Here is a 23,606-nt window from a genome sequence, read left to right as displayed (position 1 = left end):
ATATTAGACATCATGTTAGAATTGGATGATAATAATTAGAACTGGAAGCTGTTATTTATTTTAATATCATCTTCATCCATATGGGAACCATCGTTTTACGCTCTTCTATGAATTGTTGAAATTCATCTTCATTCATCAGATCGAAACTGGTGAGGATCGGTTTTCCTACGAAAGGAAAAACGGTCATGCTTAGAAAGTTCAACAGGAAGTGAAAAGGGTTGATATCGGGTTTTCGTGCCCTAATTTGTTGCATTAAAAAAGAATTTTTCAATACTTTTTCGAAGGGAAGTATTGATTTCACATCCGAGGTTTTCTTTTGGATTTCACTTAATACAAAAATCGGAAGATTCGGGTTTTTGGATAAAATGTCGAAATATTTTGTACTCGTTAAATCCAGTTTTTCATCTAAGGAGGTTTTTTCATTTGTGATAATGGGAATGATCTGACCGAAAAGTAAAACGATCTTTACTTTCATCACCTGTTCGAATAATTTCTCTTTGGTGCGGAAATAGTAATTGAGCAATGCCAGGTTGATTCCGGCTTCGTCAGCGATGTCACGGGTTCTGGTTCCTGAAAATCCTTTTTCAGTAAATACCTTGGAAGCTGCAACTAATATTTTGTCTTCCGTAGAAAATTCTTCAGTTTTCATTTTTTAATTTCTTTAGTAAAGTTACTGTTAATTTTTTGATTTAAACAAATGAATTAATCAAATGATTAAAATTTAAAAATAAAAAAAACGCAAATCAGATGAAGTGCGCTTTAATTATTTTAAAAATATCTTTTTACAATCCAAACTGCTTCGCAAATAAATCCGGGAAAACACCCATAGCTACTAAAGCGAAGATAATAAATACTGCTACGATATTATAAGTTAATGAAACTTTCTCCGAAGTTTTGAAGCTGCTTTCTTTCGGAAAGAACATCGCCATAATTAAACGAAGATAATAGGCAATTGATATTGCGGAACCTAAAACTGCAACTAAAACTAAAAACGGTGTTGATTCAATGGCCTGTGCAAATATGGCAAATTTCCCCATGAATCCTGCTGTTAAAGGAATACCAGCCATTGATAGCAATGATACGGTCGCAGTTACAGCCAAAATCGGTTCTGTGTGTGCTAAACCCCGGAATGCATTGTATGACGTTTCTCTTTTCAGTTTTTCAACCCAGATCAAACACATCATGACGCCCACGGTAGCAAGTGAATACGCAAATAGATAGAATGCCAGATTGTAACTTGACAGACTGTTCATTCCGTAGAAAATCAAAGTGAGGTAACCAACATGTGACACGGAAGAGTAGGCCAACATCCTTTTTGCATTGGTTTGGGCTAATCCCATAACATTCGCCAGGAATAAAGTAATGATAATTAAAACACCGATAATATTGATCCATTCTCCGGTAATACCCAAAAAGCCGATCGTCATTAACTTAAAGAAAGCAAAGAAGGCAGATATCTTCACCACCGACATCATAAATGCGGTAATGAGGGATGGCGAACCTTGATAAACATCAGGACTCCACATATGGAAAGGCGCGAGTGAAACTTTAAATGCCAGTGCCACCAACATTAGAACTGCACCTAAAATAAACATCAGGTTTTTTGGGTTGGTTACAGCAAATTCGTGAATTTTATAAAGATCAAAACTTCCGCTGCTTCCATAAATTAAGGCTACTCCGAATAAAAGAAATCCTGTTGCAAAAGCTCCCATTAAAAAATATTTGATTGAAGCTTCGTTGGAGCGCAAATCGGTTTTATTACTTCCTGCTAGAACGTATAGTGGAATAGAAAGGATCTCGATTCCTAAAAATAAAGTCACTAAGTTTTGAAAACTGAATAAGATGACGCCACCACAAAGAGAAAATAACATTAAAGCGTATAATTCCGACTGGTGGGAACGATGATTACTGAATGCGAACCCTGCGATGAAAAATAAAAGGATCGTAATAACGATTGTTATTTTAGTGAACAAGGCGGCGTTTGCCCCAAATTCAAACATATGCTGATATTGGGTGAAGAAGGAAAATTCCGGTAAATAACTGACGTAAAGTGCGATCAGTAATCCTAAGATTCCGATATATCTTGAGAATTTCCCCTGTTCGAAAACTCCTGCAAATAGTGCAGCAACTGCAGTAAGGAATATAATTATTAAAACGCTCATTGAGTATAGATTTGAGATTTATAGATTTGAGATTTCAGATTTTCACCGTTGGTCTCGATCTCTTTATTTCTTAATTATTTATTTATGCTTAATTCATCATTGAAGTGAAAATGAACTTCAAAGGAGTATTAACCATTTCGATTATCGGTTGAGGGAAGATCCCCAATAAAATAACAAAAACGGTAAGACTGGCTAAAACTGCAAATTCAACTCCGGTTAAATCACCGGCAGTTTCCAAAATTCTTTCATCACCTTCTCCAAACATCGCTTTTCCGTAAAATCTAAAGAGGTAAACAGAAGAGAAAATCATAGTTGTACCCGCTATTACTGCAGCTATAATGCTATAATCGAAAATTGATTTTATCAAAATAAATTCACCTACAAAACCATTGGTTAATGGTAATGCGATCGATCCTAATAAAATCACCAGAAACAGAATTGCAAATTTCGGGGCGACCCTGGCTAAACCACCCATTTGTCGAATATCTCTTGTTTTGAATCTCTTGTATAGAATATCAGCGCAGTAAAATAAACCAACAACGTTGATACCGTGAGCAAATGCTTGAACTAAAGCACCTTCGCCACCTTCAATCATCAAAATTCCTTTTGTCGTTAGAATCGCAGAAGCCATAATCCCAGCGGTCATTAAACCAACGTGTGATAAGGAAGAATACGCGATTAAACGCTTTGAGTCATTTTGAATAATGGCAATTAAAGCACCATGAACAACTCCAATAATTGCAAGAACCAAAACGATCTGTCCTGATATTCCTAAAATTGGAGCGGGTGTAATTGGTAATAACCATCTAAGTAAACCGAAAATAGCCATTTTCAACATAATTCCCGAAAGTAGCATGGATCCTTGTGTCGGCGAATAAGTATATGTATCTGCCTGCCAGGAATGAAAAGGGAATATGGGTAACTTCACTGCAAAAGCAAAGAAGATAAACCAGAATATGACCGTTTGTTGTAATTCATTTAAATCAGCATTATATAAATCCGTTAGTGCAAAAGAAGCGGAGTGGGTATATACATAAATTAATCCGATCAACATGAACAATGATCCAACGAACGTGTACACAAAGAATCGAGTCGTAAATTGAACTTTTTTGTTTTCCTGTCCCCAGATTCCAGCGATCAACCATATTGGAATTAGTGTAACTTCCCAGAAGATATAAAATAGTAAACCATCTAAAGAAGTGAAAACTCCAACTAATCCGAACTGCATCAACAAAATTAGACCATAGAAGGTATTTCGGTAGCCTGGTTTTTCATTAAAAGATGAAAGAATGATCAGTGGTGTTAAAATGTTGGTGAGTAACAACATCAACATGCTCATTCCATCGATCCCGAAATGAAGATTGCTCTTGATGTAATTAGACCAAGGATAATTGATCTCGTACTGCAAAACTCCGTCTACGGTAGGTTTGAAATCGAAATTCGACAGCATATAAAAGGTCAAAAACATTTGTGCAAATGCAATTCCCAATGCTAGATATTTACTTGCGGGATTTTTCCACGCGAACACCAATCCTGAACCTACAAGAGGTAATAGTAGTAATGTTAATAATAGATACGACATTTACTATTGTAATATAAAGTTAACAAATAAAATAATTCCAATGGCCAGGGACATGATGAGAACATAATTCTCTACATTTCCGTTTTGTAGGCGTTTGGCTGCTCTTCCGGAATCTTCAGCTCCGGTACCGATGAAATCCGTAAATCTCTTAAGAACGCCCTTGTCGAACATGTTTCCACCTACGCCAAGACCTTCAATAAATTTTACAAATGTTGCATTGTTCAATTCATCGATGTATAATTTTCTGTTAGAAAGTTTTTCCCAACCTGTATATTGTTCTTCTGGCAATGCCATTTTTTTCTTATCAACGTAGATCCTTTTAACGAGGAACCAAACTACAAAAAACATTAAAACCGTTAAGCCGAGTAAAATCATTTCGGTGACAAAAGGAACTTCAGCCAACTCAACATCGTAAACGTAAATGGTTTTCAACCAGTCTGCTAATTGTGCGTAATTACCGTGACCGATAAAATGTGGGAGATTAATAAATCCTCCGATAACAGAAAGTACTGCTAAAACGATCAATGGTAAAGTCATATTTAAAGGACTTTCGTGAAGATGATTTTCCTGTTCTTTCGTTCCGCGGAATTCCCCATGGAAAGTTAAATAGTACGCTCTAAACATATAAAATGCAGTCATGGCTGAAATTGCAAACAATACCACCCAGATCAACGGGTTTTTCCCATAAACATTTGCTAGGATCTCATCTTTGGAAATCATTCCGGAAAGGAATGGAAATCCTGAAATCGCCAAGGTTCCAATCAAGAAAGTAATATGGGTAATCGGAATTTTCTTCTTTAAACCTCCCATCAGTCTCATATCCTGTTCTCCGCTCATTGCGTGGATTACTGAACCTGAGCCTAAGAATAATAAAGCTTTGAAGAAAGCGTGCGTCATCAAGTGGAACATTGCCGTAGTGTAGGCTCCAACACCAAGTGCTACAAACATAAATCCTAATTGAGAAACAGTAGAGTAGGCGAGTACTTTTTTGATATCATTTTGGCGTAGACCAATAAAGGCCGCAACTAAAGCAGTTAAAAGTCCTATGAATAATATTCCTTCTAAAGTTGTTGGTGCCAATGAGAATAAGAAGTTTGAACGAACAACCAAGTAAACTCCGGCCGTTACCATTGTTGCGGCGTGAATTAAAGCAGAAACAGGAGTTGGTCCTGCCATCGCATCCGGAAGCCAGGTAAATAATGGAATCTGTGCAGATTTCCCTACAGCTCCAATAAATAAACTGGAGGTTATGAATATAATGATTGTTGAATCTAATTCAAATTTTCCTGAATTTTGAGCAACAGAAAGATAATCGATAGCATTGGTCTGAGAAGCAATCATTACGATCCCGATGATCATTCCCAAGTCACCAATACGGTTCATGATAAACGCTTTTCTTGCAGCGGCACCGTATTCTTTATTTTTATACCAGAAGCCAATAAGCAAATAAGAACATAATCCAACCCCTTCCCATCCAATGAAAAGAATAAGGTAGTTACTTCCCATTACTAATAACAGCATCATGAAAATAAATAAATTCAGGTAAGAGAAAAATCTGTAAAACCCTTTGTCTTCACTCATGTATCCAATGGAGTAAAGGTGAATTAGAGAACCAATTCCTGTGATAATCATAACCATCATCAGCGAAAGCTGATCGATCTGAAAACCGAAATTAATTTGAATCCCATTAACTCTAAACCATTCAAAAGCTCTTACAACAACTGGTTGCGATTCTGTATCAAACTTTAAGAATAAACTTACAGCGATAATAAATGAGGCAAAAACTACGACTGTTGCCAAAGTTCCGACCACCATCTTTGGAAGTCTTTTTCCCAATAATCCGTTGATCAGAAATCCCGCAAGAGGTAAAAGTATAATTGCGTAAACTAAATTTTCCATCCTTTATTATCCTCTTAATTTATTAAAAATACTGATATCTACCGATTTTGTATTTCGGTACAGCATGGCGATAATTGCTAATCCTACCGCAACTTCTGCCGCCGCAACGACCATGATGAAAAACACCAGGATCTGTCCGTTCCCGTCACCTTTATAAGAAGAAAAGGCAGCCAGTAGAAGGTTTACAGAATTCAGCATCAACTCGACACATCCTAAAATAATAATAGCATTTTTGCGAATTAATACACCTAAAACGCCCATGCAAAACAAAACAGAACTCAGAATAATAAAATATTCCAGTGGAACTGCCTGTATAAATGAATTTGCTTCTCCCATAATACTATAAATCTTTTTTACCAATTAAAACCGCTCCTACAATTCCTGCAAGGATCAGGATAGAAGCCAACTCAAAAGGTAAAACATATTCGTTAAATAATAATTTACCAAGATTTTTTGTTAAACCAACAGAACTATCTATATCAACTGCGTAGGTTTTTTGATTTAAACCTTTAAATGCACCCAGAATACCTACCAATAGTAAACCGGCTGAAAAAACACCGATGAATTTGGGTAGATTATGCTTTTTGCTCTCGTCTTCTTTATTCAAATTCAACATCATTAAGATGTAAAGGAATAAAACCATAATCGCTCCCGCGTATACAATGATCTGAACAATTCCCAAGAATTGAGCATTTAATAAAATATAGAGCGCAGCTATCGAGAAGAAGGTTATAATTAGAGACAGAATTGCATACATCGCGTTTTTTGCAAAAACAAAATAGAATCCGCTGATCAATGCCAAAGCTGCTACAAAGAAAAATATGATTTGTTCCATACTATTTTACCGCTTTTTTTTGTAATTCAGTTTGCCTTTGTGTGATGTCAATTCTTGCGTTGATTTTTTCTACCAACTTATCTTTACCGTAAATGAAACTTCCTCGGTTGGTTTCTACATCCACCAAACGGTCAGTCATATAAATAGCTGATTTCGGGCAAGCTTCCTCGCACATTCCGCAGAAAATACAACGAAGCATGTTGATTTCATAAACTTCTGCGTATTTCTCTTCACGGTAAAGATGCTTTTGCTCTTTAGTTCTTTCACCTGAAGTCATAGTGATCGCTTCTGCAGGACAAGCAACTGCACACAATCCACACGACGTACATCGCTCACGTCCTTCTTCATCTAATTTTAAAACATGAAGTCCTCGCCAAACTTTCGCACGCGGTTTTTCCACTTCTGGGTAAGAATACACTTTACCCTTTGGTCCCGCGATTGCGTGCTTTAAAGTGATAGCCATTCCCTTGAAAATTTCAGGAAGGTATAGTTTTTCCATAAAAGTCATCTCTTTGTTCGAGACTACTTTTGATCTGTTTGTAAGTTTCATATTGATGGGTTTTAGCGCCACTTTTCAGCGTTGCATTAAAACTTCTTTTTTTATTAATTTGCGAAGAAAACGATTACTGCTGCAGTAATTATTAAATTCACTAATGCTAATGGAATTAATTTTTTCCAGCCTAAATGCATTAACTGGTCATATCTGAATCTAGGAATCGTCCACCGAATCCACATAAAGATTAAAATCCCAATGACTGTTTTTCCTAACATCGCAACAATACTAAGGATCCCCGCGATATTCTCACCCCAATTATCCGAAACCCAACTGATTCCCGGATAGTTGAAGCCTCCGAAAAATAAGGTAACAATTAAGGCATTTGAGATGAACATGTTCACATATTCACCAAACATATACTGTCCGAAGTTCATCGAAGAATATTCTGTCATATATCCATTTACCAATTCAGATTCACATTCGGGTAAATCAAAAGGGTGACGGTTTGTTTCTGCCATGGCAGCGACAAAGAATATGATAAATGCTAAAGGTTGATAAAAGATATTCCAGTTCATACCATCTGCTGGAATGAATCCCCAGATTTTTCCGGTTCCCTGAGTGGAAGTGATGACGTGTAAATCCAAACTTCCTGACATTAAAATAATGGAAAGAAGAGAAAGACCCATTGCCAATTCGTAAGAGATCATCTGTGATGAAGCTCTAATCGCACCAATCAAAGAATATTTATTATTTGAAGCCCAACCACCGATCATCATTCCATAAACTCCGATGGAAACCATTCCTATCAGATACAGAACACCAACGTCGATATTGGCTACTTGTATATCAAAAGAATTACCTCCAATATTTAATGTTTTTCCCCATGGAATAACAGCGCCCGTAATTAGGGAAATAAACATGGTCAATGCTGGACCGATATAGAACAGAAATTTATCTGCACCCTGCGGAACAAAACCTTCTTTGAAAAAAAGTTTACCCCCATCGGCTAAAGGCTGCAAAATCCCAAAAGGACCCGCTCTGTTTGGACCAATTCTGTCCTGAAGAAGCGCGGCAACTTTTCTTTCACCCCAAGTAGAATATGCTGCAACACCTAATGATAAAGCAAAAAGGCTGACAACCAATATTATTTTAAAAGTAATTAAATCCATATCTTATTTCTCGTCTTTATCGCTTAATTCTTTTGCATCTGGATTATCCAAAAGACTAATCATGTTTTTAGGTTTTTCGTAGTGATTCAATGAAATCACGGAGTGTCGGTCGATATGTCGCGGACCTTCGATATTCCAAAGTTTTAAATCTTTTTTGTGGAATCTACAATCGTCGCAGATCCAATCCTGAACTTCGTCGTACTGGTCTTTTCTTGCTGTTACACGAATTACTTCATCACCTTTCATCCAAACAACTGCTTTCCCTGCACATTTTGAACATTCACATGTACCGTTCATAGGTTTTGTAAACCAAACTCTGCTGGCGAATCTCGCCGTTCTGTCTGTTAAAGCCCCTACCGGACAAACATCAATAACGTTTCCGATGAAGTCACTTTCTAAAGCCTTATTTAAGTTGGTAGAGATTTCCGCATGTTCTCCCCGGAATAAAATACCGTGTTCCCGATTTTCGGTTAACTGATTCGCAACCAAAACGCATCGTGCACACAAGATGCACCGGTTCATATTTAATTTAATATTTGGACCGATATCTTCGGGCTCAAACGTTCGTCTTTCAAATTCTGTTCTCGTATTCTCAACCCCATGTTCATAACTTAAATCCTGTAAATGACATTCTCCTGCCTGATCACAGATAGGGCAGTCCAGTGGGTGATTAATTAACAGGAATTCAGTCACTGCATGTCTGGCTTCCTGTGTTTTTTCGGACTGCAGGTTTTTTACTTCCATACCATCCATCACGCTGGTTCTGCAGCTTGCCACTAATTTTGGCATCGGTCGGGAATCTGCATCAGAACCTTTGGTAACTTCTACCAAACACGTTCTACATCTTCCACCGCTATTTTCAAGCGGTTTATAATAACACATTGCAGGCGGAACAGATTTACCACCAATTTGTCTTGCGGCTTCCAAAATAGAAGTTCCCGGTAGAACTTCAGTAGTCTGTCCGTCGATCGTTATCTTAAATTTTTTTATTTCTTCGCTCATATCATATCGCTTTAAGCTTCACGCCTTAAGCATTTGGCTTTTAATTATTTTTTCTGGTATTAAAGGTATATCCAACGCCAAAATTAAACTGGCCGAAAACAAAATCCTGCAATGCTTTGTCAGGTTTGTTGTTTAAGGTCGTTTTAACATCGAACATATTGATGTATCCGCCTTTGGCTTCGATTCTGGCAACGATATGTTTCCAAAAAACAAAATTCAAACTCGTTCTACCGTCTACTCCAAAACCAGCTACATGAAACCGGTCACTTCTTTCGTTACCAAATAATTTCACATTGCTTTTCGGAAACATGGGTCCTAAACCGGCACCATAACTCCAAACAATATCAAAATTATCTTTATTATAAATATTCTTATAATTTTCTAAACCAAAGTTAATATAGTTTAATCCATCTGTATGTTCAAAAGTCAAAAATTCTGCATCAGATAAATCAATCTGTCCGTTCTGCATCATTGATCCATACACCGGATTAGTGATTTTACCAGAAAATTTCACGGTCTGATCCTGATCCATTACATATTTCATATGATCAACCCCGACTACGAATGCCATATTATCTTGTACAAAATACGCAAATCTTTGGTTGGTCTGCGGGATTGTAATTCGGTCGGGCTGAAAGTAATTGTGGTACGAAAAATCAGACGGTCGGTCGTGAGCAACTACTTTATGCAGAACAAAATCATATCCTTCTCCTTTAAAATGAATATCGGAATTACTGAACATCGCCCGGTTCCAACCCCAAAAAATCAACATCTGACCTTTTTTGGTTAAAGGTTCTGTTTTCGATTTTCCTTCCTGCGCGAGCGCAAAACCAACTCCGATCAAAAATGTTAATAAAATGCTTATCTTTTTCATCTACCTCCCAGGATATTATCCTATTTTCATTAATTCCCGCAGGATTTCATCCTGTTTATATTAAACAGTCACTTCGTGACTTTTTTTCTATTCTGTTTTTGCAGGCACAGGAATAGGGTCAGCATAATGTGCTAAACCATAATTACTTCGTGTTGCTTCCGGATTGTTGATATACCATTCGAATTCGTCACGGAAATGACGGATCGCAGCAGCAACCGGCCACGCAGCCGCATCACCTAATGGACAGATCGTATTTCCTTCGATTTTTCTCTGAACATCCCAAAGCAGATCGATATCTGCCATAGTTCCCTGTCCACTGTATATTTTTTTCAAAATCTTAAACATCCATGGTGTTCCTTCACGACAAGGGGTACATTGTCCGCAACTCTCGTGCGCGTAAAAATGAGATAAAGTCATGGTATGTTTTACGACGGACTGATCCTCATCTAATACAATAAATCCACCTGAACCCATCATCGTTCCTGTGGCAAAACCACCATCCGCAAGGGATTCATAGTTCATGTATCTTGGTTCACCATTAATGGTTCTCAACAACAGATTAGCTGGTACGATCGGTACAGAACTTCCACCCGGAATACAGGCTTTCAATTTTTTACCGTTCGGGATACCACCGCAATATTCATCTGAATAAATAAATTCTTCTACGGTGATGGTCATGTCGATCTCGTAAACTCCCGGTTTGTTGATGTTCCCACAAGCAGAAATTAATTTTGTCCCTGTAGACCGGCCAACACCGATTTTCGCATATTCTGCGCCAGTTAAGTTAATAACCGGTACAACTGCTGCGATGGTTTCTACATTATTCACAACGGTTGGACATTCCCAAAGTCCTTTCACTGCAGGGAATGGTGGTTTTAAGCGAGGGTTTCCTCTTTTTCCTTCCAGAGATTCCAGTAGCGCGGTTTCTTCACCACAAATATAAGCTCCAGCACCGCGGTGCACGTAAATTTCTAAATCGAAACCGGTTCCTAAAATATTTTTTCCTAAAAAGCCTGCAGCTTTCGCTTCATCGATGGCTTTTTCCAAAATATCAGGTATCCAGGCATACTCACCGCGAATATAGATGTATGCAGTGTTAGCACCAAGAGCGAAAGAAGATACAATCATTCCTTCAATCAAAAGATGTGGAATAAATTCCATCAAATAGCGGTCTTTGAAGGTTCCTGGTTCGGATTCATCAGCATTAACGACCAGATATCTGGGTACTCCTTCCGGTTTCGCCACGAAGCTCCATTTTAATCCGGTCGGAAATCCCGCTCCACCACGACCTCTCAATCCAGAAGTTTTTACTTCTTCCACGATTTCTTCAGGCGTCATTTTGAGGGCTTTTTCAACAGACACGTAACCACCTTGTTTGCGATATACTTCGAATGTTCTGATTCCTTCTATATGGGCGTCTTTAAGTAAAAGTTTTTTACTCATTATTCTTATAATTAATCTAAAGCAATTTGTCCCTCTCTGCAAAGCTGAAGGATTTCATCTACTTTTTCTTTCGTTAAATGTTCATGATAAAATTTCCCCAACTGCATCATTGGTGCATAACCACAAGCTCCAAGGCATTCTACCGTTTTTAAAGTAAACATACCGTCATCGGTATTCTCACCCACATTGATGTTTAGCGTTTCTTTGATATGCTGGATAATATCATCACTGCCGTTGAGCATGCACGGTCCGGTTTGGCAGACTTCTAAAACATATTTTCCGACTGGCTTCATATTGAACATGCTGTAAAACGTAGCCACTTCATAAACCTCAATTGGCTTAATCTCCAGTAGTTCAGCAACATAATCCATTACCGGAACCTGTAACCAACCTCCGAATTCTTTCTGCGCTAAATGCAACACCGGAATAAGTGCTGATTTTTTTCTTTCCTGTGGATACCTCGCGGTAATTTTATCGACCTGAGCTAATGTTTCAGGTTTAAAAGCAATCGTTTCGCTCACGTTTTTTTATTTTAAATTTTAAATTCTAGATTTTAAATTCTAAAACTTTAAATATTTTTAATACCTATCCGGATGAATGGATAATCCAGTTCGTCTTCTAAATTATGCATCAAGTTCACCTGCAATTACATTCATGCTGCAAAGCGTTAAGATTGCATCTGAAATCATTGCTCCCTGAATCATTTCGGGATATGCTTGGTAATAGATAAAGCATGGTCTACGGAAATGCAGTCTATATGGACTTCTGCCACCATCACTCACTAAATAAAAACCTAATTCACCATTTCCTCCTTCTACACTATGGTACACTTCACCTTTTGGAACATCGGTTTCTCCCATGACAATCTTAAAGTGATAGATCAATGCTTCCATTTTCGTATAAACATCTGCTTTCTCAGGAAGATAAAAATCGGGAACATCTGCGTGGAAAAGTCCTTCGGGTAAATTTTTATAAGCTTGTTCTATAATTTTCAAACTTTCCCAAACCTCTTGTTGACGAACCATAAATCGATCATAAGTATCTCCTGAAGTTCCTACCGGAATAATAAAATCAAAATCCTGATAAGAAGAGTAGGGATTTGCAACACGTACATCATAATCTACACCAGTAGCTCTTAGATTAGGTCCGGTGAACCCATAGCTTAAAGCTCTTTCGGCAGAAATTGGACCAGCACCTATGGTTCTGTCCATAAAAATTCTGTTTCTTTCATTCAAGGCACAAAATTCACCAAAGATCTTCGGGAATTTTTTTAACCAAGTCTGTAGAAATTCATGAAATTTAGGACTGAAATCTCTTTCAAATCCTCCAATTCTTCCCATGTTAGTGGTAAGTCTTGCTCCACATACTTCTTCGTACATTTCATATACCTTCTCTCTTTCCTGGAACAGGTAAGTTAATCCTGTAATCGCTCCGGCATCCATTGCAGTAACACCGTTACAAATTAAGTGGTCTGTAATTCTTGCCAGTTCCATAATAATTACGCGCATGTAATCAACACGCTTAGGTACTTCGCAACCAATTAATTTTTCTACGGTCATGTGCCAGCCTAAATTATTGATTGGCGCTGAGCAGTAGTTCATACGGTCCGTAAGGGTCGTAATCTGAGTTAAATTTCTACGTTCAGAAATTTTTTCAAAGGCACGGTGAATATAGCCTACAGTTTGTTCTGCGTGCAAAATTCTTTCGCCATCCATCGTCAGTACATTCTGAAAAATCCCATGTGTTGCAGGATGGGTAGGACCTAAATTTAAGGTGTATAACTGTCCATCAATCTGTTCTTTGGAATCGTACTGGTTCAGTATATTTGAGAGTGCGTTGTCTTTCATAAGTTGTTTGACTTTAGGTGTAAAGAAAAATCTTTAAACCAATTATCTTCCGAACATTTTATCATCTTTATCCATTCTGGTACCATCTTCCAGGCGATATTCTTTAAGCATTGGATGATATCCAATATCTTCCATATTCAGAATAACGCGTAAATCTGGATGCCCTTTAAATTTAATTCCGTAAAAATCAAAGGTCTCACGTTCCATCCAGTTAGCGCCAGCATAAAGATCTGTCATGGAATCTACTTCTGCATTGTCTTTTGGCATAAACACTTTCAAACGAATTCTAAAATTCGTCCTCATATTATGTAAATGGTAAATAACTCCTAATTCTTTTTCCGGAGTATCAGGATAATGAATACCACAGATATCGGTTAAAAAATTGATCTGAAGACTCGAATCTCTCAAGTGATGAATTACTTTCTTAAGATCTGCTTTCTTAATTTCTAAAGTTAAAAAATCATAAGGAGTCGCATGTGAAAGGACAGAATCCGGGAATTCTCTCGTAATCGCTTCTAATACAAAATTGTTCGTCATCTCCATTAATTTATATCGTAAGAAGCTAATAATTGTTGATATTCTGGCATATCTCTTCTGCGGATGCTTTCGCTTTCGCACAATGCCTGTACCTGCATCACACCTTCTATAATCTGTTCTGGTCTGGGAGGGCATCCTGGAACGTATACATCGACCGGAATTATTTTATCGATTCCCTGTAAAACAGAATAGCTATCGAAAATACCACCACTGGAAGCACAAGCTCCGACAGCAATCACCCATTTTGGTTCTGCCATCTGCGTGTAAACTTGTTTCAGAATAGGACCTAATTTTTTAGATATGGTTCCACAAACCATTAACATATCTGCCTGCCTTGGTGAGAAAGAGTTTTTCTCCATTCCAAATCGAGAAGCATCGAAAGTTGGATTTAGGGTCGCCATAAACTCAATTCCACAACATGATGTTGCGAAGGGTAATGGCCAGAGTGAAAATTTTCTAGCCATTCCAATAACACTGCTTAGCTGAGTGGCGAAGAAACCTTCACCTTCAAAGCCATCTGGAGCTTGCGCATCCATTTTGATTACCGGTTTATTATCTGACATTTTGTTTTTCTTTAAATTAATAAAAGTTCAGTTTGTAAAACTATTTATCCCAGTCCAAAGCTCCTCGTTTCCAAACGTAAACAAATGCAATGAAAAATACTGCAATGAACATTAGAACTGCGAAAAACCCTTCTACTCCAAATTCGCGAATATTCACCGCGTAAGGATAGAAAAATACAATTTCTATATCGAATAATACAAACAGAATCGCGGTAAGAAAATATTTTACGGAGAATGGATTTCTCGCATTACCTTCCACTTCAACTCCACATTCAAAACTTTCATTTTTCTTGATAGAAGTCGCCTTTTGACGAGGTCCTAAAAAATGAGTCCCTAAAATAGAGAGTAAAACGAAACCTGCAGCAACTGCTATTTGAATGATTATCGGGATGTAATTTTCGGGAACATTCATGTAAACGTAATTTTCTTGATCTTGCAAATTTAATGAATTAAGATGTAAAAGTGAAATTTCCTTCACTCAAATATTATTCAAAAAATTCTATTTCTTAATTTAGAATTGTTAAAAATAGCTATTTTTTACTGGTGTCTTTCAATCTTTTTAAAACTAAATAGGCAATATACCCAATGTACAGAAAAAGAAAGCTCGCAAATAAAATGTTAATGATCGCATTGGTCTGCTCATCTTCTACTCGAAAAAACTGATTATAGGCGAAGAATGCTAGAATCATTCCCATGTAGATGTACAACTGTTTTTTCATAATTCTTCATTTTTTTTGAGATGTAAGATCCAAAGCGTAGGTTCTTCGTCGCTTGTGATTAACCGGATTATAATCTTGCCAAAGAACTTGTACGCTTTTGTTTTCTTCTAACTCTGGATTTGTTTCTAGAATTTTTACCCCTTTTTTACTAAAATTTTTCCAGATTTCTTTAAAAATGATAGAAGTAACGCCTCTTCTTTGATAATCAGGATGAATACCTATTAGATAAAAATTGGCCCGCAAATTCTTTTTTCCAGCCTGTAAGAAATGGTACCATCCAAATGGAAATAATTTTCCATTTGCTTTCTGTAAAGCTTTAGAATAAGAAGGCATTGTAATCGCAAAAGAGATCAATTCATCATGTTCATCGACAATACAAACGATATAATCTTTATCTATAAAATTAAAATATTTCTCTTTGTAGGTAAGAATCTGCTCTTCTGAAATTGGGGTGTAAGTTGATAGCGTTTTATAGGTTTCATCCAATAACTTAAACATAGGACGCACATAAGGAAGAATTTCCTTTTTATTTTTAAATTCTAAAACCCGCAGCTTATATTTCTCTGCAATTAAACTGCTAAATTTCTGTACCTTTTCTGATAAAACTTCGGGGAAATCCAATTCAAATTCCACCCATTCTTTTTCTTTTACCAATCCTAACTTTTCCAAATGCTCGGAATAGTAAGAGTAATTATACAGTCCTATCATGGTGGCTATTTTATCAAAACCCATTGTGAGCAGGCCTGCCTTATCTAAGTTGGTAAAACCCATCGGACCTTCGATCATGGTCATTTCTTTTTCGAGAGCAAAATCTTTAGCTTTATCAATAAGTGCTTTTGAGACAGAGATATCATCAATAAAATCGAGCCATCCGAATCGTACTTTATTAATTCCTAATTCTTTAACTTCCTTGTAATTAATCATTACCGCAATTCTACCAACCACTTTTTCATTTTGAAAAGCCAGATATGTTTTGAACTCCGAAAAGTCTAAAGCGGCATTTTCTTTGGGGTTCCAAATATTTTTTTCATCATTGATTAAGGGCGGAACATAATTTTCATTAGTTTTGTAAAGTTCCATCGGAAATTTGATGAATTTTATTAAATCCTTTTCGTTTTTTACTTCAATAATAGAAATGGCAGACATTTGGTATAATTTGAGAAAACAAAGGTAATTCATTCATTTATAACTAAAAACTTTGGCACGTTTTTTATTAGTAAATAGTCGATTATTAAAATATAAAAAAGTAGAAAGAATGTACGGATATTATGTAATTATTGGAATTTCAATGCTGGTGAGTTGGTTGGTATCTTCTCGTTTAAAATCGAAGTTTGCGCACTACTCACAAGTTCATTTACGCAATGGAATGTCTGGTAAAGAGGTTGCTGAGAAAATGTTGCGAGATAACAATATTAATGATGTTAAAGTAATTTCCGTTCCTGGTCAATTAACCGACCATTATAATCCTGCAGATAAGACTGTTAATTTATCAGAAGGTGTTTATATGCAAAGAAATGCTGCAGCCGCTGCAGTAGCAGCTCACGAGTGTGGCCATGCTGTACAGCATGCAGTAGGGTATTCGATGTTACAACTTCGTTCAAAGTTAGTGCCTATGGTTAACATCAGTTCCAGACTAATGCAATTTGTATTAATAGCTGGTATTATTTTGATGGGAGCAACGCGTACTATTGAAAATCCTAATGGAAATACGACCGTTCTGGCGATTGGTGTTGCTTTATTCGCAGTCACCACTTTATTTGCTTTTATCACATTACCAGTCGAATATGACGCAAGTAATCGTGCGATGAAATGGTTGAAAACGACGGGTACGGTAACTGCAGAAGAGTATGTTGGAGTAAAAGATTCTTTGACATGGGCTGCTAGAACTTATGTGGTAGCTGCTTTAGGATCATTAGCACAATTGCTTTACTGGGCATCTTTGTTAATGGGTAGAAGAGATTAAGAACAAGAAAATGTATTAAAGTAGAGAAGAAAATTGCGATTAAGTTTGCAAACTTTATGATAAAAACTTAAATGAAATTATTTGCATCTCAGACAGTTGTTCTGAGATGTTTTCTTTTTCGCATGTTTTAAGTGTAGCGGTGATTGTGCAGTTTTCTGCCGTTTCAAAACTGCTGATTTTTGCAGCGAATTTATTCAACAAAGTGAAAATTACATTTTGTTGGTTAAAGGTAAATGTTATTTCAAGTTCAGATTCCAGTTCTTGGGTAGTGATTACACCGTTTTCCAGGGTAAGCTTCGCAGTTTCTTTATATGCTTTTACCAAACCTGAAACGCCTAGTTTCGTACCTCCATAATATCTTACCGCAATAACCAAAATGTTGGTTACATTATGAGCTAGTAGTTGGTTGTACATAGGTAATCCTGCACTTCCAGATGGTTCTCCGTCATCATTTGCGCGATAATTTTCACCCGTTATTCCAAGTCGAAAAGCATAACAGTGATGGGTGGCCTTTGGGTGTGATTCTCTTACTTTATTTAAGGATTCCTTTACTTCCAGTTCGTTATTCACTGGAAAAGCAAAACCAATGAATTTGCTGCCTTTTTCCTTAATCAGGATATTTTCCACGGTAGACAATAGGGTATTGTAGGAATAATTCACCGCTTTTAATTTTTATAAAATTGGATACTATTGTCGCGAAATTTCTTGACCTCAACTAATTCGTTCTCAAATTCCGGAGCTTTTGTACCGTTTCTTAGGAATAGTGTTTCATTTTTAATCACGATTGCTTCATCCCAAAGATTTTGATCGATGAATTGTTGAAGGGTATTGCAACCTCCTTCAATGATGACAGATTGAATCTGTTGTTTATATAAATTCATCATTAACTGATCCAGGAAATTCTCTTTAGTTATTTTGATGAAGGTGATATTTGATTCAGTCCCATCCTTATAGATATTGAAAATAATTGTTCTTGCTTCATTATTATACAAGTTAAAGTTTTGAGGTACTTTTAAATCAAAATCAATTAAAATTCGCACTGGATTTCTTCCCACAATTTCTCGTGTTGTTAAACTTGGGTTATCAATTAGTGCAGTTGTAGTTCCGACTAAAATAGCATGTTCCTGACTTCTCAATAAATGAACAAATTGTTTTGTTAAAGGATTTCCGATTTGGGTAGGCTTAAAATCCCGGTCTAAAAACCCATCCGCTGATTGCGCCCATTTCAAAATAAGATAAGGTCTTTTTTTTTGGTGATAAGTGAAAAATCTTTTATTTGAATCCTGACATTCTTTTTCTAGAATATCAGATATCACCTCGATACCTGCATTTTTTAGTAATTTCTTTCCTTGGCCGTTTACTTTTTCATGAGAGTCTAATGTTCCTATAACTACTTTTTTAAACCCCAATTCTATAATTTTATTGGCGCAAGGCGGTGTTTTTCCGTAATGTGAACAAGGTTCTAATGAAACATAAATCGTAGCATCCTTCAACAATTCAGCTGATTTAACAGAATTGATGGCATTAATTTCGGCATGTGGTGCTCCGGCTTTTTCGTGGTAACCTTCGCCGATGATTTTTCCCTCATGCACAATTACAGATCCGACCACAGGATTGGGATACGTGTTACCTAAAGCTTTTTTTGCCAGCTCTATACATCGTCTTATATAAAATTCGTGATTCATAATCATTAAAAAACACCCAGCTAAATGCCGGGTGTTTGTTTTCTATAAAAATTATTGTTGATTGCTAATACTTATTTCCGGAACCTTGTATTCGATCATGGTAGTTAGAATATGGTCCCGTTGTTTAGCTAGAGATTTTGCAGACGATTTTAGATCGCCATACATTCTTTTTGCATAAGACAGGATTAAAAAATTCTTTCCGTTCCCAGTGTCTGAACTTTTAAAGCGATAGACATTATATTCTATAAATGAATCTCCTTTTTGTGGACTTTCCGAGATATAATAATCTACAATATATTCTTTCCCATCTGGACTTTCGATTACATTTACTTTTGCATATTTGTCTGACTTTTCTCTTTGCTGGATTCCATCAACCTTTTGTCGAACAGCGAGTTCCATGTCAATTTCTTTGGTGAAATAGGAAAGATCAAGCAGTTGGTTAAAATCTTCTATACGCTCATCAATAGGTAAGTATTGTTGTCTGAAAAGTGTTTTTGACATCTGCTTGCTCCATGACAAATGGTATTCTGTTCCGTCTAATTCAATTGGACCTGGGATTGAAAGTAGATCTTTGACGTAATTTTGAGCTTTAAAGAAAGACAAAGTGCAAAGAAGTGCTATTACTAATATTCTTTTTATCATACTCAATCTATTAATGCTCTCCTACAAGGATATTATGTAACGTGCTTTTCATGCTTTCGAGTTGTGATTTCTTATCATCTATTTTCTGGTAAGTATCTTTTAGTAAAGGATTCTCACGAGAAGAGTTGCTAAAGAAACCAAGGTTGTTTTCCATTTTGACAATTTCGGCTTCCAAATCTGCAATCTGATTTTTTATTTTTCTTGCTTTATCGGTCAATTGATTTTCAGATAGACCTTCTTCTTTAAGATCATACTCATTAATTTTATTGAGTTTTAGTTTATCACGTAACGTCTTATTAAATTCAGTATTAATGGTGATTTTCTCTCTCGGTACTTTTCCGATATTATTCCAGTTCGTTTTTATCTGTTCAATTTTCTCGATACTTCCTTCTTCTTCTCCGATCGCTTTTAAATCTTCCAGAAGCTGTTTTTTATTTTTAAAATTCTCCTTCCAGTTATCATTTACGGCGTTGTTCTTTTCTCTATAATTGTTAAAAAAGATATTGCACGCTTCGCGGAAATCGTCCCATACTTTATTGGTCATACTTCGAGGAACATGGCCTATTTTTTTCCAGTCGTCCTGCAGCTTTTTGAATAGTGGCACTGTAGTTTCCCAATCTTCAGAGAGAGAGTTGTCTTTTGCAGATTGGATCAATTTTAATTTCTCATCAAGATTGGTCTGCTGGGAAGTTTTTAAACCTTTGTAAAATTCGTTTTTCTTCACATTGAAATTTCGCAAATGCTCTTTAAAATCATTCCAGTTTTGATTGGATACTTTTCTGGGAACATTACCTAATTTCAAAAATTCTGAGCGTAATTCTTCTACTTTTTTAATCGCATTTTGCCAATAATTATGATTCACTTCCTTTGCAGAAGTTGCCATTTTTTTGATCTCTTCAATGATTTCATTTTTCCGAATAAGATTCGCACCTTGCTCTTTTTCAATTTGCTCTGTAAGTTCAGATTTTCGGTCATGAATTTTATTGGAAAGTTCTTTGAACTCATCCCATGTTTTTTCACGGAATTCTTCGGATACGGGCTCTGCTTCTTCTTTCCATAGTTTATGTAAATATTGCAGTTCGTTCAGCGCTTTTTGAACGGAAGGTTCTTTCTCCAGTTCTTTTGCTCTTTCGATAATGTGCAATCTCTTTTCTAAATTATGAGCGAATTCCTGCTCCATGTATTCCTTATTCATATCAAGCATTTGATAGAACTGATTAAGATGATGGAAGTAGTTGTTGTTTAGTAACTTGAATTCTGATTTTGCAACCTGACCAGCATTTTTCCAGTCTTCCTTTATTTCGCGAATGGCTTTGAAAAGGTTGGTTCCTGCTTCGGTATTGGTATATAAATTTTTTAGATTGTCTATTATATTTTGACGGTGGGCAAGGTTTTTATGTTGTTGCTCATCTTGTTTCTGGTGATAAGCATCATTTTTCTCACGATAGATATTCAAAATCCCAGAAAGACGAGCTTGTGCAGGATGATGATTTTGGAATAACTCAACAGGGTTTCCTTCAGCGACAAACTCTTTTTTTGAATTCTCTGTTGCTTCGTGTATCAGATGATTAGCTTGCTCTTTCAAATGATTAAATGCTCTGAAATGAACGCCCGCATCCTCTTTATTGATAATAGCTTCCATCTTGGTCAGAATTTCTGTAAGCGATAGATTTGATAAATCTTCACCTTCTTCTTCTTCTTTTGAGTGACGATCTCCATTTTCAGAACTAGAATCACTATTTAAAACTTTTTCGTCTTCTCGTACAATTTGATTTGATGCTGCTTTTGATTGTTCCGCTTCATCTGGAAGGGGATCGATTGATTTTTCAGCTTCATCTTGGCTAAGAACTTCTTCATTAGGTGAAGATTTTTGTTGGTCTTCAGCCGGAAGAACTTCCGAGGTTTTAGTTTCATCAACTTCGGCCTGAACTTCGGTATCTATATTCGCTTCAACACCAGTTGTTTGATTCAAAGTTTCTTTTTCAGGGTTCTCAGACAGTTTATCTTCTGTAATCATAGCAGTCTTTTTATTAAATATTCAGTTTTGTAGTAAAACCGTGCACTAAATTAGCTTATTTTTTTCGAACGTCCCAAATTTCCCATGCTTTTTCTGCTTGTTGTTCAAGCATATAATAGCCGTTCACTGTTTTTGCACCATTTTCAGCAGCTTTTTTGATAAACGCAGTGTAGTTTGGATTGTAGATCAAATCAATCACTAAATGCTTGTCTGAGAGTCCTGCGAAAGGAAATTGCAAACAATTTTCTACATTGGGGAAAGTGCCAACAGGCGTACATTGAATGATGAGAAGATGGTCATGAACGATATTTTCAGTAATGGTCTCAAAATTCAAATCTCCAGCTCTTGTGACCGATTGGTAAGAAATACTGTGCTTTTTCAAGATGTACTGAACTGCTTTTGCAACACCACCATTTCCTAAAATAAGAGCAGATCGATGTTGGTCTTTTTTATGAAGGAGCAAGGTTTTCTCAAAGCCAAAAGCATCCGTATTATATCCTGTTTTAATCCCGTCTTTAATTACAACAGTGTTCACTGCACCAATTTTTTCTGCCTCATCACTCAGTCGGTCAAGGTAGGGAATAATTTGTTCTTTATATGGAATCGTCACATTAATTCCCTGAAGGTTTGGGTTTGCAAAGATGGATTGAACTTCTTCTATACTGGCAATATCAAAGATATCATACTTGTAATTTGGTAATATTAACTTTTGAAACTTATTCGTAAAAAACTTCTTAGAAAAGGAATAGGAAATATTTTTTCCGATTAATCCGAATTGGTATTGTTGCTCCATCTTTCAAAATTATAAAAAAAAGACTGATGATGATCATTTATCGGGATCTTTATAGACAGATCATTTATTTTGCAGAAAAAAATCAACCAGGTGTTAGTGATCATCTGCTTCGGAAAAATCAAATTAATATGCTGATAAGTGAAAATTGACCATCTAACTGGTTAATTTAATTGGTCTTAAAATGTCTTTTGTTAACCTTTGAGAATAATCGGGCAACTGTTACACCGAAGATTCCGGCTGTTGCTGCTACGATGATGTAGTTAATAAAGTTTACACGGACCGGAAAAGGTAAATCTGTATTGGATCCAGCTTTGATAAATCCAGTATTAATTTGCAAATAACAAATAACGGTTCCCAAAATCAACCCACAAATAATACCGAAGAAAACGATTAAGATACCCGTGTAAAAATAGATGTTTCGTAAGGATTTTAAATTCATTCCCAAAGAAATAAGCGATTTTGCCTGTTCTTTTTTGTCCAACTGAAGAATAATAATTGCACCTGCCAGATTAAAAGTAGTAATGAAAATCACAAGGGCAAAAATTAAGTAAATGAACAATTTCTCAGTATTAATCATTTTCCAAAAAGCAGCATTTTCTTCTTTTTTGGTTTTAATATCATATTTAGATCCTAGGTTTTTCACTAGATCTGCTTTCACTTCGTCTGCGTGGTCCGCATTTCTTAGCTTGATCACGATTTCATAGGCTGCATTTTTCGGCAGGTTAAGAAGTTCTTGTACCAATTCGAGAGGTGAAATGATGGTGTTATCGAGCTGATCATTTCCGGGGAATACACCAGAAACATAAATATCGCGCTTGGTAAAAATATCATCTTCCTTACTGATCATTCCTTTGCCCGGTTTTGGCATCAAGATCGTTGCATAGTCTGCACCTTCACCTACGGGAATCGTAAGTCGGTTATTCAGTTTGTTTTCCATCAAAACTTCGTTGGAAAATTTAAAACTTGGATAGGTACCGTAGAAAATATTTTTATGAATTGGGTTCACGAAGATATAAGCAGAATCTACACCTCGCAAATTGGCAATATCACCGTTCTCACGGAAACTGATGTAGGCTTTCTCTTCAATTACTTTAGAAAAATGAGCGATTTCCTCATTGGCAGAAAGAATTTTAGTCGCTTTATCAATGTCGGGAAGTTGTTTTCCTTCTTTGCTTTTTACGGTAAGGTCCGCATGAAGATTGGCAATCAAATCCTGATTAAGATCTTCCAGCCCAGAAAAAACAGAAATTATAATAAACATTGCTGCTACTGCCACTAACATTGCCAAAGCTGCGAGCCAGGTGATAAAAGTGACCGCTGTACTTCCTTTTTTGGCCAAAAGGTAACGTGTTGCGATATAAAATGCAGTGTTTTTCAA

Annotated in this window: 25 protein-coding genes; 1 reads left to right on the top strand and 24 read right to left on the bottom strand. The window is 36.4% G+C overall.

What is annotated here, in order from left to right; genetic code table 11:
* Nucleotides 1-55 precede the first annotated feature (55 nt).
* The 18 genes from FNJ88_RS01805 to FNJ88_RS01720 all read right to left on the bottom strand — a co-directional run bounded on the left by FNJ88_RS01805 (nucleotide 56) and on the right by FNJ88_RS01720 (nucleotide 16,274).
* Entirely contained in the window at nucleotides 56-649 is a 594-nt protein-coding gene (locus FNJ88_RS01805; RefSeq protein WP_143851457.1) for a TetR/AcrR family transcriptional regulator, read from the bottom strand.
* A 133-nt stretch (nucleotides 650-782) separates the two neighbouring features.
* Nucleotides 783-2,162, bottom strand: a complete 1,380-nt coding sequence (locus FNJ88_RS01800; protein ID WP_143851456.1) for an NADH-quinone oxidoreductase subunit N — start codon at nucleotides 2,160-2,162, stop codon at nucleotides 783-785.
* An 88-nt stretch (nucleotides 2,163-2,250) separates the two neighbouring features.
* The gene (locus FNJ88_RS01795; protein WP_143851455.1) at nucleotides 2,251-3,744 is read right to left on the bottom strand and encodes a NuoM family protein; all 1,494 of its coding nucleotides are present in this window, start codon (nucleotides 3,742-3,744) and stop codon (nucleotides 2,251-2,253) included.
* Between the two features lie 3 nt (nucleotides 3,745-3,747).
* The gene (gene nuoL, locus FNJ88_RS01790; protein WP_143851454.1) at nucleotides 3,748-5,643 is read right to left on the bottom strand and encodes an NADH-quinone oxidoreductase subunit L; all 1,896 of its coding nucleotides are present in this window, start codon (nucleotides 5,641-5,643) and stop codon (nucleotides 3,748-3,750) included.
* Between the two features lie 6 nt (nucleotides 5,644-5,649).
* Nucleotides 5,650-5,979 carry an NADH-quinone oxidoreductase subunit NuoK gene (gene nuoK, locus FNJ88_RS01785; protein WP_143851453.1) on the bottom strand — a complete coding sequence of 110 codons (330 nt, stop codon included), beginning with the start codon at nucleotides 5,977-5,979 and terminating at the stop codon, nucleotides 5,650-5,652.
* Between the two features lie 4 nt (nucleotides 5,980-5,983).
* Nucleotides 5,984-6,478 (bottom strand): NADH-quinone oxidoreductase subunit J, encoded by a 495-nt coding sequence (locus FNJ88_RS01780; protein WP_143851452.1) that lies wholly within the window; start codon nucleotides 6,476-6,478, stop codon nucleotides 5,984-5,986.
* A 1-nt stretch (nucleotide 6,479) separates the two neighbouring features.
* Nucleotides 6,480-7,028: a NuoI/complex I 23 kDa subunit family protein gene (locus FNJ88_RS01775; protein WP_143851451.1), complete on the bottom strand. Its 549-nt coding sequence runs from the start codon at nucleotides 7,026-7,028 to the stop codon at nucleotides 6,480-6,482.
* A 53-nt stretch (nucleotides 7,029-7,081) separates the two neighbouring features.
* Nucleotides 7,082-8,143, bottom strand: a complete 1,062-nt coding sequence (nuoH, locus tag FNJ88_RS01770; protein ID WP_143851450.1) for an NADH-quinone oxidoreductase subunit NuoH — start codon at nucleotides 8,141-8,143, stop codon at nucleotides 7,082-7,084.
* Between the two features lie 3 nt (nucleotides 8,144-8,146).
* Nucleotides 8,147-9,145 carry a 2Fe-2S iron-sulfur cluster-binding protein gene (locus tag FNJ88_RS01765; RefSeq protein ID WP_143851449.1) on the bottom strand — a complete coding sequence of 333 codons (999 nt, stop codon included), beginning with the start codon at nucleotides 9,143-9,145 and terminating at the stop codon, nucleotides 8,147-8,149.
* Between the two features lie 40 nt (nucleotides 9,146-9,185).
* A complete protein-coding gene (locus FNJ88_RS01760; protein ID WP_143851448.1) occupies nucleotides 9,186-10,019 on the bottom strand; it encodes a hypothetical protein in 834 nt (277 codons plus the stop codon).
* An 87-nt stretch (nucleotides 10,020-10,106) separates the two neighbouring features.
* Complete coding sequence (gene nuoF / locus FNJ88_RS01755; RefSeq protein ID WP_143851447.1) at nucleotides 10,107-11,462, bottom strand: NADH-quinone oxidoreductase subunit NuoF; 1,356 nt, start codon at nucleotides 11,460-11,462, stop codon at nucleotides 10,107-10,109.
* Nucleotides 11,463-11,473: 11 nt separating this feature from the next.
* Nucleotides 11,474-11,983, bottom strand: a complete 510-nt coding sequence (gene nuoE / locus FNJ88_RS01750) for a complex I 24 kDa subunit family protein (protein ID WP_143851446.1) — start codon at nucleotides 11,981-11,983, stop codon at nucleotides 11,474-11,476.
* 102 nt (nucleotides 11,984-12,085) lie between these two features.
* Entirely contained in the window at nucleotides 12,086-13,309 is a 1,224-nt protein-coding gene (locus tag FNJ88_RS01745) for an NADH-quinone oxidoreductase subunit D (RefSeq protein WP_143851445.1), read from the bottom strand.
* 42 nt (nucleotides 13,310-13,351) lie between these two features.
* The gene (locus FNJ88_RS01740) at nucleotides 13,352-13,846 is read right to left on the bottom strand and encodes an NADH-quinone oxidoreductase subunit C (protein WP_143851444.1); all 495 of its coding nucleotides are present in this window, start codon (nucleotides 13,844-13,846) and stop codon (nucleotides 13,352-13,354) included.
* Between the two features lie 5 nt (nucleotides 13,847-13,851).
* Entirely contained in the window at nucleotides 13,852-14,409 is a 558-nt protein-coding gene (locus FNJ88_RS01735) for an NADH-quinone oxidoreductase subunit B (protein WP_143851443.1), read from the bottom strand.
* A gap of 40 nt (nucleotides 14,410-14,449) precedes the next feature.
* The gene (locus tag FNJ88_RS01730; protein ID WP_143853851.1) at nucleotides 14,450-14,821 is read right to left on the bottom strand and encodes an NADH-quinone oxidoreductase subunit A; all 372 of its coding nucleotides are present in this window, start codon (nucleotides 14,819-14,821) and stop codon (nucleotides 14,450-14,452) included.
* Nucleotides 14,822-14,939: 118 nt separating this feature from the next.
* A complete protein-coding gene (locus tag FNJ88_RS01725) occupies nucleotides 14,940-15,128 on the bottom strand; it encodes a hypothetical protein (RefSeq protein WP_143851442.1) in 189 nt (62 codons plus the stop codon).
* A 6-nt stretch (nucleotides 15,129-15,134) separates the two neighbouring features.
* Nucleotides 15,135-16,274 carry a GTP cyclohydrolase gene (locus FNJ88_RS01720; protein WP_143851441.1) on the bottom strand — a complete coding sequence of 380 codons (1,140 nt, stop codon included), beginning with the start codon at nucleotides 16,272-16,274 and terminating at the stop codon, nucleotides 15,135-15,137.
* Nucleotides 16,275-16,383: 109 nt separating this feature from the next.
* Between FNJ88_RS01720 and FNJ88_RS01715 the strand changes: the two genes are divergently transcribed.
* Nucleotides 16,384-17,091: a zinc metallopeptidase gene (locus tag FNJ88_RS01715; protein ID WP_143851440.1), complete on the top strand. Its 708-nt coding sequence runs from the start codon at nucleotides 16,384-16,386 to the stop codon at nucleotides 17,089-17,091.
* A gap of 54 nt (nucleotides 17,092-17,145) precedes the next feature.
* Here the strand turns inward: FNJ88_RS01715 and FNJ88_RS01710 are convergent, their stop codons facing one another.
* The 6 genes from FNJ88_RS01710 to FNJ88_RS01685 all read right to left on the bottom strand — a co-directional run bounded on the left by FNJ88_RS01710 (nucleotide 17,146) and on the right by FNJ88_RS01685 (nucleotide 23,606).
* Entirely contained in the window at nucleotides 17,146-17,751 is a 606-nt protein-coding gene (locus FNJ88_RS01710; RefSeq protein ID WP_143851439.1) for an IMPACT family protein, read from the bottom strand.
* A gap of 5 nt (nucleotides 17,752-17,756) precedes the next feature.
* Entirely contained in the window at nucleotides 17,757-18,776 is a 1,020-nt protein-coding gene (ribD, locus tag FNJ88_RS01705) for a bifunctional diaminohydroxyphosphoribosylaminopyrimidine deaminase/5-amino-6-(5-phosphoribosylamino)uracil reductase RibD (protein WP_143851438.1), read from the bottom strand.
* A 51-nt stretch (nucleotides 18,777-18,827) separates the two neighbouring features.
* Nucleotides 18,828-19,418 carry a hypothetical protein gene (locus FNJ88_RS01700; protein ID WP_143851437.1) on the bottom strand — a complete coding sequence of 197 codons (591 nt, stop codon included), beginning with the start codon at nucleotides 19,416-19,418 and terminating at the stop codon, nucleotides 18,828-18,830.
* Between the two features lie 10 nt (nucleotides 19,419-19,428).
* Nucleotides 19,429-21,435 (bottom strand): DUF349 domain-containing protein, encoded by a 2,007-nt coding sequence (locus FNJ88_RS01695; protein ID WP_143851436.1) that lies wholly within the window; start codon nucleotides 21,433-21,435, stop codon nucleotides 19,429-19,431.
* 55 nt (nucleotides 21,436-21,490) lie between these two features.
* On the bottom strand, nucleotides 21,491-22,228 hold the full coding sequence (locus tag FNJ88_RS01690; RefSeq protein WP_143851435.1) for a shikimate dehydrogenase family protein: 738 nt from the start codon (nucleotides 22,226-22,228) through the stop codon (nucleotides 21,491-21,493).
* A 166-nt stretch (nucleotides 22,229-22,394) separates the two neighbouring features.
* Nucleotides 22,395-23,606, bottom strand: coding sequence for an ABC transporter permease (locus FNJ88_RS01685; protein WP_143851434.1), 1,212 nt, complete (start codon nucleotides 23,604-23,606; stop codon nucleotides 22,395-22,397).

The organism is Chryseobacterium sp. SNU WT5 (genome assembly GCF_007362475.1).
Lineage (GTDB): Bacteria > Bacteroidota > Bacteroidia > Flavobacteriales > Weeksellaceae > Kaistella.
The sequence above is the reverse complement of the archived record's forward strand: the minus strand, read 5'-3'. Positions and strand labels throughout refer to the sequence as shown.